Below are 14900 nucleotides of genomic sequence, written 5' to 3'. Positions count from 1 at the left end.
AAAATTATTCTTTAATGTTGTGATAAACGTTAGTTACATCATCATCTTCTTCTAATTTCTCCAGCAATTTATCTACCGTTTCTCTTTATCAGAGCTTTAGATTAGAATTAATTTTTAGTGATTTTTACCCTTAAAATTGGTGGTATTTTATCTCTGGTTTAACTCATGGTTTAACTCAGAGAATGGTTTTAGTTAAACTAGGAATTATCCAAGAATGTGAATAAATTTTTAACTATTTATATATGAATATATTATTGCTGTGGGAGACATTGACTTTTGCCTCTATTATTTTGAATCTGTTAGTAATGGATTGGATCGATTCTATTGTATTTATTTAGCTTGTATTCATAAGGATAAGTTTTTATTTGATGAATGTTTTTTACTTAGTTGTAAGGAAAATTTCTAAGTAAATTCATGAGATAATGAGTAAAAATGATGTTCTACTGATTATCTCATCCTCTACACTTCAATAGTATTTATATCTTATATATTACAGGTTGAAGTGTTGGTGGTTGGTATTTAGCTAGTGTTGCTCATAGGTCATTATTTTTAAAGTTATTGATTGGTTTTGATTGTTGTGAAGGGGAATAGGGATTTAATGAAAAAATCCCAATAACGAGAGTATTGGGATAAAAGACTTGATGAGTAATAAGATGTTAATTAACTTTCCAACCTTTTTCTTCAGCAATAGAAGTATCCCATTTATCATTTATCTTAAGAGTTGAAATTGATTCTCCGTTATTATATTTCCCCATAGGTAAACTGGTTAAAAGAGCGTTGACTGTTTCTTGTGTGAATTGGTTCTCCTCACAATCTAATTCTATTAATTCTATATTTTTAGTCAAATCTAATGAACTTAGTTGATTACTAGAACAATCTAATGAATATAATTTTATATTCTTGCTCAAATCTAATGAACTTAGTTGATTACTAGAACTGATTAATTTTGTTAATTCTGTGTTTTTACTCAAATCTAAAGACACTAGCTGATTGTTGTAACATTCCAATTCTGTTAATTTTATATTTCTACTTAAATCCAAGGAAGTTAGTTTATTGTTACCACAACCTAATGTTGTTAATTTTATATTTTTGCTTAAATCCAAAGAGGTTAATTTGCAGTTTAGACACCATAATGTTGTTAATTCTGTAGCTTCACTTAGATTTAATGAAGTAACTTGAGAATAACTTATATTCAATTTTTTTATTTTTTTGACTTTAATAGTCACATAATAAATCCCTTTTTGCGAGTAATAATGTTTTGGAGATTCGTCTATTGTTCCATCTCCCCAATCTATGATTATTTTACAAGTTGTATAAGCATCTTTTTCATCTTCCATACAATCAAATGCACTTGCTAAGGTTGCATCAGTAATTTCCAAAGTCGCTTTAATTTCTTGCCAATTAGTATTATCATCATTATCATCATCAGAGCATGATGTCCAACAAGCTGCTAAAGCAACCATAACTAATAAAGTAAAAATCTTTTTCATAGTGTTAAATTTAAAGTTTGTAAATAATTGATATTAAGAATAATATAAATGTTCTATTATTTTAAAGTATGCCATTCCCCTTTATCGTAAGTAAGCGATTGTTCATGCAGAAAATTTTTGAACTCTTCTTCACTTTCTTTTAGGTTTATATCTTGAATTTCTAAATATTCAATATCCTTGCATTGGATCATTTGTAGTAACAATTCTTTCATCTTTTCAAATTCTTTAATAGGATAGTTCTCATTACCAATTTGGAATTGAAATATAGAACTAGAAGATAGTTTGGGTTGGAGTTCTATCACTTTATTGTTTTTAACAAAAAAGTCTCCAATGGAATTGAATAGCCAACCTTGGGACACCAAAAAATCATGGAGCTTTTGTTTGGTTTCTTCCAATTTTTTTATCCCTTTCCAAGAAAGCTGGACTTCAAAAATGTCATGCGCCTTTTGCATACAACTGGATATTATTTACCCCAATCCCCCAAGGGTAATTAATATAAATAAAGAAGTGTGGAGATTGCTAGTTTATCTATCTTTAGGTATCGCCAAACACCTGACTAAAAATAAACAGCCACCCCACACTAGACCAGTATATATTTAGAATTATATATGGCAAGCATGAGCGTTTGTACCGTTTATCCCTTTAGTCTTTTAAATTTGGCGATTTTAAAGATAAGGATAAAACCAAACACTTCTTATTAATATGTCTGCCCTCTAGATCACTCCAAAGGACACCACAAATGTAAATAATAATTAGCATTCTACAAACGCTCAACAGGGGTGGCTGTATGGCAAAAGTATTAAATTTCAATGTGAATAACTTCCTCTTCCTCTTAATATATAACCATTCTACAATTCACCTCTCTGGCTGTATATCCAGTATAAACAACCAAAGAGGTGAAAATCCTTACCCTCTCTTGGATAGTAACAGGATTATAAAAAAGATAAAAACAGCACAAGATTCCACTATTGCTGATCTGGGATAGATGGTGAACAAGGCAATGATGTAACCAATGAAAGTGATCAAAAACATCACCATGTACCATTTTAAATTCCTTTCAAATTTCTTATCTCTCATCTATCTTGAATATAATTATTCCCTCTAGTAACCTTCCTCTGAATAGCTGGAATAACCATCTTCCCCGACAATGATATGATCCAGACAATTCATGTTTAACAGCTTGCAAGCCTCCATCATGTTCTTGGTTATTTTTATATCCTCTGGGCTGAAAGCTAAACTCTGGCTTGGGTGGTTATGGAATATAATTAGATTGACTGCATTGGTCTTTATCATCAATTGCAAGGTGGTTCTTGGGTCTATAATAGTATGCTCTTGATTCCCGACACTCAATCTTGCGACACCTAACACTTTACAGCTTGTATTTAATAGCATCACCCATGCCTCTTCATGGTGATATAAACAACCTTCAAAAAAGGGTCTGATGAGTTTATATGCCTCCATCGCCATCGTGACCCTTGGTCTATCCTTGGGTTTAACCTCTGGCTTGTATTTAATCTCCACCTCTGGTAATAGTGTTAGATCATTATAATCTTCTCCTGTTCTAGTTTCATTGATAACTGGTGATGATAGATTCTTTTCATTCATGATCATAAATTTAATTGATGAGAAACTGGTTTTAAATAGAAGTGGGTAACATGAATGAAGTTTCATTACAAGTTACCCACTTCTATTTTGTTTTTAATTAAGGTCATACCGGGGGATGTGAGGTTGAATAGTCTAATCACTCATCTAGCTTGATAAATTTTCTACTTGTACCATCTTTATAAAAATAACAAGCTAATCAATCATCCTCTCCCAACACTTCAATGGTATATATTATAGTATATATATCAATCAAAGTGTATGAGGGGGAATGAATGTTTCCTTTTTAATTTTTATCATCATCATTCTAGAAGGAAAAGGATGGGAGAGGTGGGTACCAGAGGGGTAAAGAAGGATAAGGCTTATTTACCAGAAGTGTAGCATGGGTATAAAAAAAGCAACCACTTTGCAGTGATTGCTTGATGAATTAAATATCAACTAGAATTGTATCCAGTTTCCCACTCCTTGCCAGTTCTTGTAAATGCTGCCATAACCTCGCAGAACCTTCTCGAAGTAGATCATGATTGAGGTATTCAATATCAGTTGAATGATTGTAATGTTCCGTTATTTTAAATGGAACGAAACTTGGAGATTGCTCCTTCTCTTTTTTTTCTTTTTTCTTCATGTTGTTTTGTTTTAAGTTTGTAGTAAATGATAATTCTCTCCCAACATTTCAAACTGTTATTTTTAAAGTAATAATCATGTAGAAGTGTAGGGAGAGGGAAAGAGTGAAGAGCTACCAGTTATTAAATATAGCTGTAACCTTCACTTCTTTTATCTAGCTAATGCTTGCTTGTGGTGTTTATTTTACATGGAATAGATGATTTTACCTGTATCTCTATAATGTTCCAAAACAGGGGGTAAAGAAATTCACCTGTTCCAGTGGCTTTTTCATCTGGATGGTTTACAAGATTTTCATTGATTGGAAGTAGTTAGAAGGTTTCAATAATCTCGTAACTTCTTCCATGATTGTTATACTCTTTAGTGTGAAACAACAATCTAAAATATTGGACAGCATTATTATGTAACATCTTTTCCATCCTGTTTCTAACAAGTAACTTGTTCATCCTTTCAGTGATCTCATCACCAGTTAACCTTTCACCCACTTTAAACTCTGAGAGTAGGAGGGTTCTGAAGGTGATCAAGGTGGGATCAGTGCTATGCCTGATCTTCTTGCAAGCGATCACTTGATTCATCTTTTTAGTGTTGTGCAGGTGTTGTTCCTGCAATTCTCTAATCTCTTCATCCTGTAAACCTAGGGTAAGTAGTTCTTTATAAGTTCTTTCCACGGTATATTGCAGGGAATCCTTGTCGATCTTCACCCCCAAGACTGGATGAGAGTACTCTTTGCCCATGAAGGTAGTTGTCTCGTGTTGTTTTGACTTGTAAAACAAATCAATAGCTTTCAATGTTTCTTGTTTTTTCATGTCATGATCAATTTTGTTATTATCATTATTATTTTCCTTGTTCTCTTCATTATCACAATCTAGTACTAGTTTGGATTCAAGTCCAGAATTGCATAGGGTGATATTGTAATATTGCAGGACTTTATTCATCCTGTGTAATTGTTCATAAATAGTATAGTTAATCTTCTTGAAAGCGCTAAAAGCTATTCCTTGGTGATCAATCTCTCTGGTCACATTTATGTACTGGTCAAATTCATTAGCTTGTAATTTTAGCTGCCTTTTTAATTTCCTAGTGCTTTTAGTTATTTTCACCAGTTCCTCCATCCTTTTTTTGGCACCAGTTGTTAGCTGGTCTTTTAGAAAATCAAAAATAGAAGGGAAATTGTATATCCCACTATCCTCTTCTTTTACCCATGTGGCATTGGTGAGGATGAGAGATGTAACACTAGTGTCCTCTCTAAACCTGTTCATCATTTGCACAATGTCAACATAGGTATGTCTATTCTTCCCCGGTGCGATAACAAGGAAATAATTCTTTCCCAGTAATGAATATCCTTGAGTGTAAGTGGTGAAGATCACCTCTGCATCAATCCTGCATTCATTAACTAGCTGGGAGAGGTAATCGGTTTTATCCCCTTCACTTTCAGCTCCCATGTCCTTGACAATTAATTTATCCTCTTCCTCTACCTTTTGCCCTTCTTTCTTGATAACCTTTGTTTCTGAATTAATAGCGGCAATTCTTTCAATCCCCCTCTTCTTCAATTCTTCTATAACCTCGGGGAGTAGAGTGGATTTATCAAGTAAAGAAATAACAGGGATCTTGTTGTTCCTCCTTGCAAACAAGCATAATTCAATAATCCCACCTGCTAAATCTTTATAGGGGACAAACCCTAGCTCTCTTTTGTCTGGAATCTCTTTCCTTGCTTTTAGCACCTGCATCCCTTTAAATATATTATCATCACTGGTGACAGGTGTGCCAGAGAGGAATATGATCCTCTTGTAAAATTCTAGAGAAGTCATCACTTCTTCGATAGTACTCCCTTTCCAGCCAATTTGTGTGACTAGAGTGTGAGCCTCATCAATAATCACGGTCTCCCTGCTTTCAAATTTAGGGATATGGTGCTGTATGGTGATGATCAAACTTGAATTGAAATCTTCTCTATGATCTGCCGTGTAATATGGTATCTGGTACTGAGCTGATAGTTGTTTTGCCAAGTTAATGGTATCAACAACAAAAACAGCTTTTATCTCCCTCTCTTTTAGATAATTGAGAATGTAATAGGATTTCCCACCACTTGTTGGACAATCCACGTAGATTTTAAACTCTTCATTAAAATCCAAGTCATCAAGAAACCTTGTTTCTGATAACTTTTCCTTGAATGTAAACTTTTTACATTCCATAAAATTCTAAGATTTAGTTAATTCTTAATTTTCCTTCAACACTTCGATTGTTATTTTTACTATATAAAACAGGTTGAAGTGTTGAAGGTAAACATCACTTCTCGTGAGTTATTTTTAACACATTATAAGCCTGTATGTAAAGGTTTATCTATTTTGATATAATCTATCTGGATGGTGTTATTTACAGGTAGAAATGGAAATTTGCCCTGTAAAATGGTATCTAGGAAGGATGTGAAACATCCTTTAATTATGTTACAAAGATATATAACCTTCACAACATTTCCAAGTGAAGTGCAGGAAAAATTTTACATTTATTAAGAAATGAGAGGAGGATAGGTTTTATTGTTTTTTGGATGGTGTGATTATAGAGGTTTGATGATTTAACAGGCTAAAGGATGATTCCCCTTGTTTGCCTTGTTGACAGGTGGGGGTAGATATGAAATAATAGTGATCCAACCTTGAATAACTCCCTGAAAGGTCATTCATGGATAATAATTCCCCACCTTGTTTTTTGAGATAAACAAGGGCATTGTATTATGATTTAGATAAAAGGGACTAGGAGTTGAGCCAGTCCCCTTTTGATAATTCTAAGCTTTCATTTCTTCTTTTGGAATTCTTGCTGTCAGCCTTGAAACTATTAGGTTTACTTTATCTGTTTTAGTTGCTTGTATTATCTTTATATCAGAGGTATTAAAAGCTCTTAGAGCTTCTAATGCAGTGTGAAAACCATACGGTTCTTCTTTTTCATTTTGGAGGTTTGTGAAACTTGCAAAAGCATCTATAATGTACCTTTTCTTGATCTCTTCTCCAAAATTTAATTCATGCAAAACTGCTATTATCTTGTCTCCACAAGATAAATCATATTTGAATTCCCCTGTGAGGATTCCTCTAGCTGCATTGCATAGTTCTGTGTTTGTAAATCTTTTTCCAAGATTATAGTACTTTATAGCTGTACTTGCTGGCATTTTTTCCGACGCACAAGTTTCACTAATTTTTTTGATGAATTCATCTTCTGTGGCTAAAACTGCCAAGGATAATTTTTCCTTGCCCTTTAAACTTCTGTCCAGTAGTGTATTGGTACTGCAATATTTAGCAAGCTCTTTTATAGAGGTAAATTCTCTTTTTTGTATGTTTTTGATGATTCTTAAATCAGTCCCCTCAACTAGAGCATCGATATTTAATTTGTGTATAGCTTGAATAATTCTTTGATCTTTTACACTTCCAAGCATATAGCAAACATCTGCCGTGTTTGCGGGAATGATATTCCCGTTAAGATCTCTTAATTCGATATTTTCTTGATAGAAAATATCCGCTGTTGCTAGATATTTTGTTGAATCTTTTTCTAGTAGATCATCATTCACAATATCCATTGCCAGCTTGTCATTAGTTGTGGATAAGTTGATTATAGAGGGAGCATACCCTAGTATGACCATTTCTATCTTTCTTTCGATTACTAATTTCCCCTCTTCTTCTTTTGGTTTCCATTTTTCAATAGGAGTGGGGAGAAGATTTTTTTGTAATTCTTCTTTTAGAGCCTTTTTGGCTCGCGCAACTTTTCTCAGTGCGTTTTTTTTCCTCTCCTCTTTGGCTTGCGCCAATTTTTCTTTTGCTTTTTTGAGTTCTTCATATAGACTCTTGATTGTAGCTGATAAGTCAAGCTCATTAATTAATTCTTCCAATGAAATTTTCATAGTGCTATTTTTTAAATTATTTATTTCCATGTTATTACCCTCCAATTCTCTTTTGAGTGTATCCTTGTCTTCCATGCTTTCTGGATTTAAAGTGTTACTTACTAATTTTGCCTCACTCTCTGTTTGTTGGTTATTACCAACGATTTTATTATTATTTTCTAACATAGTATTGAAAATTAATTGTTTAACAATAATCCCCATTCCGAATAATTGGCCATTTCATCCTTTCTGGGGGTGATGAGTTTCGGGGGTGAAGTTTCCAAATTCTCCATTTTTTCTTTTATATTGGAGTGTCCCACCTTGTGAGACGGGAATCCTCTCAACCTTACATTCATCATTTTGTTCAATAGCTAAAGAACACCGTAACCAACTTTATGATGTTGATTACAGTGCAAAAGTATGGCAATGGATTTTGGCAGGAAAAAATGTAATTCCAGAAGATAGGGGTGAATTTTCTATGTAGTAGAAACCAGATAGTTAAGAGAGTTTCATGGCTTAAATTTTTACCAGTACTTGGGATTCCATATCTCCATTAATGTCTTCCCTTCTTCTTCTTCATTAGATTCTGGTTGAATAGAGGCTTTTTCAAAAAATTCTTGTTTCTTGCTTTTATATGCCCCTCTCTCTTTTTCTCTCTCTAGATTGTACTTGATGTTAGTGCGAATGTTGTTGACCCAAGTCGAGAGAATCTTGCTCCTTTTCTTCTCTTCTTTTTTAATATTAAATTCATCATCATCCGGGACTATGGTAAGGAATCCCAGAACCTCCAAAAATTTGGTGATGAAAGTGCAGATTTTATCAGTTGTTTTCCCATCCGGATCATGGTAAGGAGTTTCATCCTGCAAGAAGTGGTACAACTGGGTTACTATCCTGTGGAAGTCATGATCAGGTTTTGCTCCCACTTTGTTTTTATATTCCCTCAATTCAAATTCAACATCTTTGATATTATCCTCTTTTAAATACTGGCTGATGTACTCTGTGAGGTGGGTGAGAAACCAGTTATTCATGTTGTTCAATGTAAGGGAATGTTTTCCATAAGAAAGTGTTATATTTTTATATGGATCAGACCATGCCCCTTCCATTCTATATTTTGGAGAGTCTTTGTACTCTTGTTGATCGGAAGAGAAATTTTTATGATTATCATGCAGGAATTTATATAGAGCCAGCATATCTGGTCTCACAAATTCATAGAAAATCCTGTAATTGTAGTCCCAGCATTCTGAATAATCTGGTTCAATGATAGATTCACTGTAAACGTAAAACATTATCCACAGGATGATCTTCTGTTTCTCATCCTTGATTAAATTGGATTCATCATCAAAGAATTCCTGTATCTTTTTAGCCAGTGATTCTGGGTAGACAATAGTGATTGGATGGTTCTCTTCAATGAAAAATTTCTTTGGATTGAAACGTGAATGATGCATTCCTTTTTCATCAACGGTGGTTTCTGTGGCTTGATTGTTATATAGTTTCTTGTTGCACCAGTCCAGCATACCATTTATTTCAAGGAGAGTGAATGAAAAATGTTTTTGCATTACTGGGAGTATCTCTTTTAAATCCCCACCGTTAAATTGATAGCCTAGATATTGCTCATCTTTTTGATCCACGCTTTCCATGATGCTTTTTGTTTTCAAAGATAGGGACAGAATTTGATTAATTATACAAGGAAAGAGAAAAAAAAGTCCTGAATCCAAGCTGGAAACAGGACTTTGTGACTATAAAAGGTTTTGCATTGCATTACTCATTTGGGTATTTTCAAAGCTATCCAAGTAAATTTGGGTTACTTTTTCAGAACTATGTCCCAATGCCTCACTGATGATAGATGTGCTTACACCAGCTCTTTTTAATGTGGTTGCATGAGAGTGTCTAGCAACATAGGTTGTCAATTTCTTATCTATCCCAAGTTCTTTACCAATGTTTTTTAATCGCCGATTTACTTTAACAATTGTTTTATGAATTCTATTTCTTTGTTGAATTTCTGTTTGATGGAATGTTGATAAAATGGGGAAGAGAAAAGGACTACCTTCAGTTTTGTATTTGTCGATAATTTCAGAGGCTTTGGGGAGTAAAGGAAGTTTAATGAGTTTCCTTGTTTTCTTTCTTCTGTAAATTAATCGAGAATCTATTATGTTTTCATGGGTAAGGTAAGCCATATCAATGAAATTGATGCCTCCCATGAAATAAGAGAATGAAAATAAATCAATGGCTAAATGAATATATAAGTCTTTGCCGGTATAATTATAGTTGATAATTTGCATCACTTCTTCTTTTACAATTGCTCTTTTAGCTGTAACTTCATGTAGTCTTGAAATTTTGAATTTACGGAATGGGTAGTATTCCTCTTTAACAAGGTTTTCTTCAATTGCATGATTATAGACAACTCTTAATGTTCTGAATCTTATTCCAATAGAGTTCTCTGCATCTCCATTCGCTCTTTGCCATTCCTCATATTTTTTTAGCCAAAGAATATCAATATCAGAGAAATAAATATCAAGATGGCCATTAAATTTCATCAAGGAATTGTAAACATGGTAATGGGATTTTGCATATCCTGTTCTTTTGGCTATTTGGAGTTGTTCTATTTGTTCCAAAAAGAATTCTCCAACAGTCTTTTTCTTTGTTGGTTTGGAAACCTTTTCAATGAGAGTTCTTGCTGTAAATTCTTTGTCCTCAGATTTGAATTCAATAACCTTTTCATTAAATTCTTTGGTTTTATTTGCTATGAGGGTTTCTATGTACTCTTTATTGGGACAATTGAGTTTTGGTTTGTTTTTTGTGAAATCCCAATATTGTTCTGCAATTGATAGACCTAAACTGATGTATTTCTTTTTACCATCTTTACATACTCTAAGCATTAAAGGGTGTTCCCCATTTGCAAGTGTTTTTGATTTGTAACACAAGATGTTAATTCCTGTACTCATGATAGATTTCGGTTTAACTCTTGGTTTAACTCATGGTTTAACTGGGGGTGAAAATCTGCCTAAAAATGGATAAAAAAAGAAGCACCTACTTTTGTAAGTGCTTGATTTTTAGTGCTTTCTTTATCATAAAAGCTGATTAAGAGTCAATTGCTCTACCAGCTGAGCTACGAAGTCTTCCTTGTTGCAAGGGCTTTTAACCGTTTTGCGGGTGCAAATATGCAACAATATTTTTTAATCTGCAAGAAAATTATTCTTTAATGTTGTGATAAACGTTAGTTACATCATCATCTTCTTCTAATTTCTCCAGCAATTTGTCCACGGTTTCTCTTTGTTCGTCGGTTAATTCTTTTGTATCAAGAGGGATACGCTCGAATTCTCCGCTGACCATTTCGTAGTGGTTATCTTCCAAATATTTTTGAATAGCCCCGAACGCTTCGAATGAACCGTAGATGATCACGTGATTTTCTTCGTCCTCGAAGATTTCGTCGGCACCGTAGTCAATCATTTCCAATTCAAATTCTTCTAGGTCAAAGTTCTCCGGGCGGGTAATTTTGAACACGCATTTCCGATCGAACAAGAAATCGAGGCTACCGGTTGTTCCTAAAGAACCGCCGTATTTATTGAAGCAATGACGTACGTTAGCAACGGTACGGGTGTTATTGTCTGTTGCGGTTTCTACCACGATGGCGATACCGAAAGGACCGTATCCCTCGTAAACGATCTCCTTGTAATCAGAAGTATCTTTTGAAACGGCGCGTTTGATAGCTCTTTCGACGTTCTCCTTCGGCATATTTTCAGCCTTGGCGTTTTGGATAAGTATACGTAAACGCGTGTTATTCGCTGGGTCCGGACCGCCGGCTTTTACGGCAATATCAATCTCTTTTCCTATTCTGGTAAACGTACGGGCCATATTGCCCCATCTCTTTAGCTTCCGTGCTTTACGGTATTCGAACGCTCTTCCCATATGATGTGAATCTTATTTATATAACAATTTGAAACGCGAATTTAGTTTTTCTACTTAAAACAAAAAAGGAATTCAGCGATTTTGTGTTGAGAATGAGTTTCATTCCACGAGTTCTACACTGAAATCATCAATATATATTCCCTCTTCGGGGGTGATCTTTTTGCCATAGGTACGGATTTCTACCCGTAAAAGTTTAGCTCCTTCCGGAGCGGTGAATGATTTGCCGTTGAACACGTTGATCCAGCCGTTCGTTTGTTTCAGGTAACTCTGGGCTTGTATGGGCTTGTTGTGTTCTGCCGGGAGTGCTGTGCTTTTGGTTTTACGCCAGTAACAGTAATATTTCCACGGAAAAGAGGGAGAAGGGGCATTCACGTGCATTTTTATCTCGTAGCGTTTGCCGGTTTCAATTTCTACATCTTGGTACAGGTAAGTTTTACCTTGTAGGTAGGCCGCTTGTCCGGAACGGGCTTGGGAGCTCGTGATCTTGAGGGCGATACTGTCTTTCCCGTCTTTATAAAAATGCCAATGGTCGGGTTCTTTTGCCGGGTTACTCCATTCCTCGAAATTCCCGTTCCGTAATAAGCTTTCCCCATTTCCTTGTATCCCGCCTTCGGTTAATTCCGGGAAATTACATTCCACGTGAATGGTTTGATTCGTGTCGATAGCTATCGAGAAGGGGATAATTTTTCGCTTTGACGTGTTGTCTTCATCGTAGGTAACAGAAAGTGTGGTTTCCCCCTTTTTGGCGGGGAAGGTCCGAATCATTACTTTTCCTTGATGATCCACGGGTTTCGTGATCGTGCCGAAGGTGTTAGTGGTTGATCCGGAAAAACTGACAGAGGACGGGATGAAAGACAATTCTAGGTTTAGGTTGGATATTTCCTTTGGAATTGCGTGGAGAGAAACCTGTAATGTTCCCGTTCTCCGGAAGAGCCGGATCGGGGGAAGGGCATTTTTATTTTCCGTGATACTGACACTTTGTAGAGCCGTGGAGATGTCGCTGGCCTCTTGGTAAGTGTTTTCTTCATGTGGTAGGCAAAGGAACAAGTTTTCAAGTGTTTCTCCGGTTTCCGGAATAACCATGTTTCCCTTGGGAGCGTTGGCCACGAGGGCTAATCTGTATCTGCCCAGAGGGAGAGTAGCGTGAAGAGTGTTTTCATGAATGTCCGATGATGTAAACGTTTCATGACGGGCGATACGATTATCCCGGTCAATGGCAAACAGGTGCAAGTGGTGTATGGAAAATTCCTCGGAAGTGTTACATTCAAGCGGGATTTGTATCTCCTGCCCTTCCATGACTTTGCTTTTCTGACATGAAAAAAGTACAAACTGCGTTACCAGTAAAAATATTATTTTTCTCATTGTGTTTTTGAACTTGTAACTGGTAAACCTGCAACTTGTAACTTTTAGCAAGGTGAGGTCTTGTTAAAAAATAGAGATCCCGATGTTCGTGGTAAACCGTTCGAGCGTTTCGATACCCATGTACGAGTTCCCGTGTTCATTCAGTTCGGGACTCCACACGGCGATACTGAGTTTGCCCGGGATGATGGCTACCACGCCTCCTCCGACACCGCTTTTCCCCGGCATTCCTACACGGAAAGCGAACTCCCCGGATTCGTCGTAGAAACCACAGGTCAGCATGAGCGCGCTGAGGCGTTTCGAGCGGCTCACGGTGAGTATATTCTCGTTGTTGTGCGGGTTGATCCCGTGGTTGGCCAGAAACAGAAATGATTTTGCAAGATCCTCGCACGTCATGGCGATACTGCATTGATTGCAGTACACGTCGATCAGCGAGTCCACGTCGTTGTCGATGTTACCGAAACTTTTCATGAAATGTCCCAGGGCTTGATTCCGGCTAGCGTGTTCAAATTCGGATTGGGCCACCGTCTTATCATAGTAAATGTCGTCGTTTCCGGCCACGCTTCTCACGAATTGCAGGATGGCTTCTTTCGGTCGGTGGTAAAGGTTCATCACTTTATCCGTAACCACGAGAGCCCCGGCGTTGATAAACGGATTACGCGGGATTCCCTGTTCGTGTTCCAACTGAACCAGCGAGTTAAACGGGGTTCCAGAAGGTTCCCGGCCCACGTATTTCCACAGGTCTCCCCCCATATGGCGAACGACCATGGCGAGAGTAAAGACTTTCGAAATACTTTGGATGGAAAATTTGGTTTGGTAGTCTCCCGTGCCGACGATCTGACCGTCGAGAGTGGCTATGGCAATCCCGTATTGGCGCGGGTTGATATTTGCCAAGGCAGGGATGTAATCAGCTACTTTACCTTGTCCGAAGAGGGGTTTTACCTCGTTATATATGTTGTCAATAACTTCCTTGTAATCCATTGCAAACGTTTTAAACGGGGGCAAAGATAAGAAAGTAAATGATTCATCGGTACGTGTTTATTTTATTTTTCGTACAATTTTGCCGGAATAGGTTTCCGTGAAATGTTCTTGAAAATATATGTTCTTGGGAACTTCGTAAGGAGATAAACAGGATTTAAGTCGGGATAGCAATTGCTGACATTCGGCCTCGTCCCAGGGGAGCGATTCTATGACAAGCACGGCTTTTTGTCCTAGCCGATTGTCGTCTTCAGCCGTGATAAAGAAACGTTGGCTTAGAAAAGAGGCGATACGGGCTTCTATGCTTTCCGGGAATAGTTTTACTCCACCGGAATTGATCACGTTATCATGGCGTCCCAACCATTCGAAATGAGTGGTGTCAACAAGCTGGACAATATCGTTCGTGATGAATCTCTGTTGTTGGAGATGCGGGGTGTTGATGACCAGGCATCCTCTTTCGTCCGTGGAGAAGGACACTTTTCCCAGGGCAAAATAGGCGGGGGATTTTCTTTCGCTATTGATTTCCCGCAGGGCAATATGCGAAACGGTTTCAGTCATGCCATAAGTGCCATAACATCTTGTCGGCAGCTCTTGAAGACGTTGTTCTAACGTGGGGGAAACGGCTGCCCCGCCAATGATCACTTGCTTGATGCGAGCGAATCGGGAACGAGTTTCCGGGTTGACCAAGGTGGTTTCAACTTGCATGGGAACCATGGCGGCAAAGTCAATGTCGCCCTCGATGTTTTGCAGGGGAGAAGAGGTCGGTTTTATCGTGATCAGGTCGGCTTCCGAGAGGATGGTGCGGACGATCATCATTTTCCCTGCGATATAAGTCGGGGAGAGACAAAGTAACAAGCGGGATTGAGGACCTATGTGGAAATATTCGTTTGTTAGTCTAGCGGACGCGATCATGTCTTTTTTCAGTAACCGGATTTCTTTCGGTTTCCCCGTGGAACCGGAAGTATGCCCGATAACTTCTTCTTTTTCGTTATACCATTCCTGTAAAAAGGCGATGACTTCCGGGTCGATATTTCCCGTGAGCATGTTTAAATCCGTGTACCGTTTACCGTTTAGTCTGATGTTCATGG

General features: G+C 37.1%; 13 protein-coding genes and 1 pseudogene. All 14 read right to left on the bottom strand.

The window, feature by feature from the left end; all coding sequences use genetic code 11:
* Nucleotides 1–4 precede the first annotated feature (4 nt).
* Nucleotides 5–85 (bottom strand): annotated as a pseudogene (locus AB5542_RS03460) (YebC/PmpR family DNA-binding transcriptional regulator); the annotation flags it as partial.
* A 571-nt stretch (nucleotides 86–656) separates the two neighbouring features.
* Nucleotides 657–1490, bottom strand: a complete 834-nt coding sequence (locus AB5542_RS03455) for a leucine-rich repeat domain-containing protein (protein ID WP_368242981.1) — start codon at nucleotides 1488–1490, stop codon at nucleotides 657–659.
* A gap of 56 nt (nucleotides 1491–1546) precedes the next feature.
* Complete coding sequence (locus AB5542_RS03450) at nucleotides 1547–1942, bottom strand: hypothetical protein (protein ID WP_279039712.1); 396 nt, start codon at nucleotides 1940–1942, stop codon at nucleotides 1547–1549.
* A gap of 649 nt (nucleotides 1943–2591) precedes the next feature.
* On the bottom strand, nucleotides 2592–3095 hold the full coding sequence (locus AB5542_RS03445; RefSeq protein WP_279039710.1) for a JAB domain-containing protein: 504 nt from the start codon (nucleotides 3093–3095) through the stop codon (nucleotides 2592–2594).
* Nucleotides 3096–3519: 424 nt separating this feature from the next.
* The gene (locus AB5542_RS03440) at nucleotides 3520–3717 is read right to left on the bottom strand and encodes a hypothetical protein (protein WP_279039708.1); all 198 of its coding nucleotides are present in this window, start codon (nucleotides 3715–3717) and stop codon (nucleotides 3520–3522) included.
* Between the two features lie 307 nt (nucleotides 3718–4024).
* A complete protein-coding gene (locus AB5542_RS03435) occupies nucleotides 4025–5899 on the bottom strand; it encodes a DEAD/DEAH box helicase family protein (protein WP_288215001.1) in 1875 nt (624 codons plus the stop codon).
* A gap of 587 nt (nucleotides 5900–6486) precedes the next feature.
* Nucleotides 6487–7755: a hypothetical protein gene (locus tag AB5542_RS03430; protein ID WP_279039706.1), complete on the bottom strand. Its 1269-nt coding sequence runs from the start codon at nucleotides 7753–7755 to the stop codon at nucleotides 6487–6489.
* Nucleotides 7756–7766: 11 nt separating this feature from the next.
* Nucleotides 7767–7928, bottom strand: a complete 162-nt coding sequence (locus AB5542_RS03425) for a hypothetical protein (RefSeq protein ID WP_288215000.1) — start codon at nucleotides 7926–7928, stop codon at nucleotides 7767–7769.
* A gap of 165 nt (nucleotides 7929–8093) precedes the next feature.
* On the bottom strand, nucleotides 8094–9206 hold the full coding sequence (locus tag AB5542_RS03420; protein ID WP_279039702.1) for a hypothetical protein: 1113 nt from the start codon (nucleotides 9204–9206) through the stop codon (nucleotides 8094–8096).
* 99 nt (nucleotides 9207–9305) lie between these two features.
* Nucleotides 9306–10511 carry a site-specific integrase gene (locus tag AB5542_RS03415; protein ID WP_288214999.1) on the bottom strand — a complete coding sequence of 402 codons (1206 nt, stop codon included), beginning with the start codon at nucleotides 10509–10511 and terminating at the stop codon, nucleotides 9306–9308.
* A 247-nt stretch (nucleotides 10512–10758) separates the two neighbouring features.
* Entirely contained in the window at nucleotides 10759–11475 is a 717-nt protein-coding gene (locus tag AB5542_RS03410) for a YebC/PmpR family DNA-binding transcriptional regulator (RefSeq protein WP_087419310.1), read from the bottom strand.
* 99 nt (nucleotides 11476–11574) lie between these two features.
* Nucleotides 11575–12837: a FimB/Mfa2 family fimbrial subunit gene (locus AB5542_RS03405; RefSeq protein ID WP_279038662.1), complete on the bottom strand. Its 1263-nt coding sequence runs from the start codon at nucleotides 12835–12837 to the stop codon at nucleotides 11575–11577.
* A gap of 63 nt (nucleotides 12838–12900) precedes the next feature.
* Entirely contained in the window at nucleotides 12901–13815 is a 915-nt protein-coding gene (locus AB5542_RS03400) for a glutaminase (RefSeq protein WP_270543001.1), read from the bottom strand.
* Nucleotides 13816–13872: 57 nt separating this feature from the next.
* The gene (locus AB5542_RS03395) at nucleotides 13873–14898 is read right to left on the bottom strand and encodes an AMP-binding protein (protein WP_279038663.1); all 1026 of its coding nucleotides are present in this window, start codon (nucleotides 14896–14898) and stop codon (nucleotides 13873–13875) included.
* Nucleotides 14899–14900: the final 2 nt, after the last annotated feature.

Source organism: Butyricimonas sp. RTP31003st1_G1_RTP31003_210430, assembly GCF_040920905.1.
Classification (GTDB): Bacteria; Bacteroidota; Bacteroidia; order Bacteroidales; family Marinifilaceae; genus Butyricimonas; species Butyricimonas paravirosa.
Note: the sequence above shows the minus strand (reverse complement) of the source record. Positions and strands in the feature narration are given on the sequence as shown.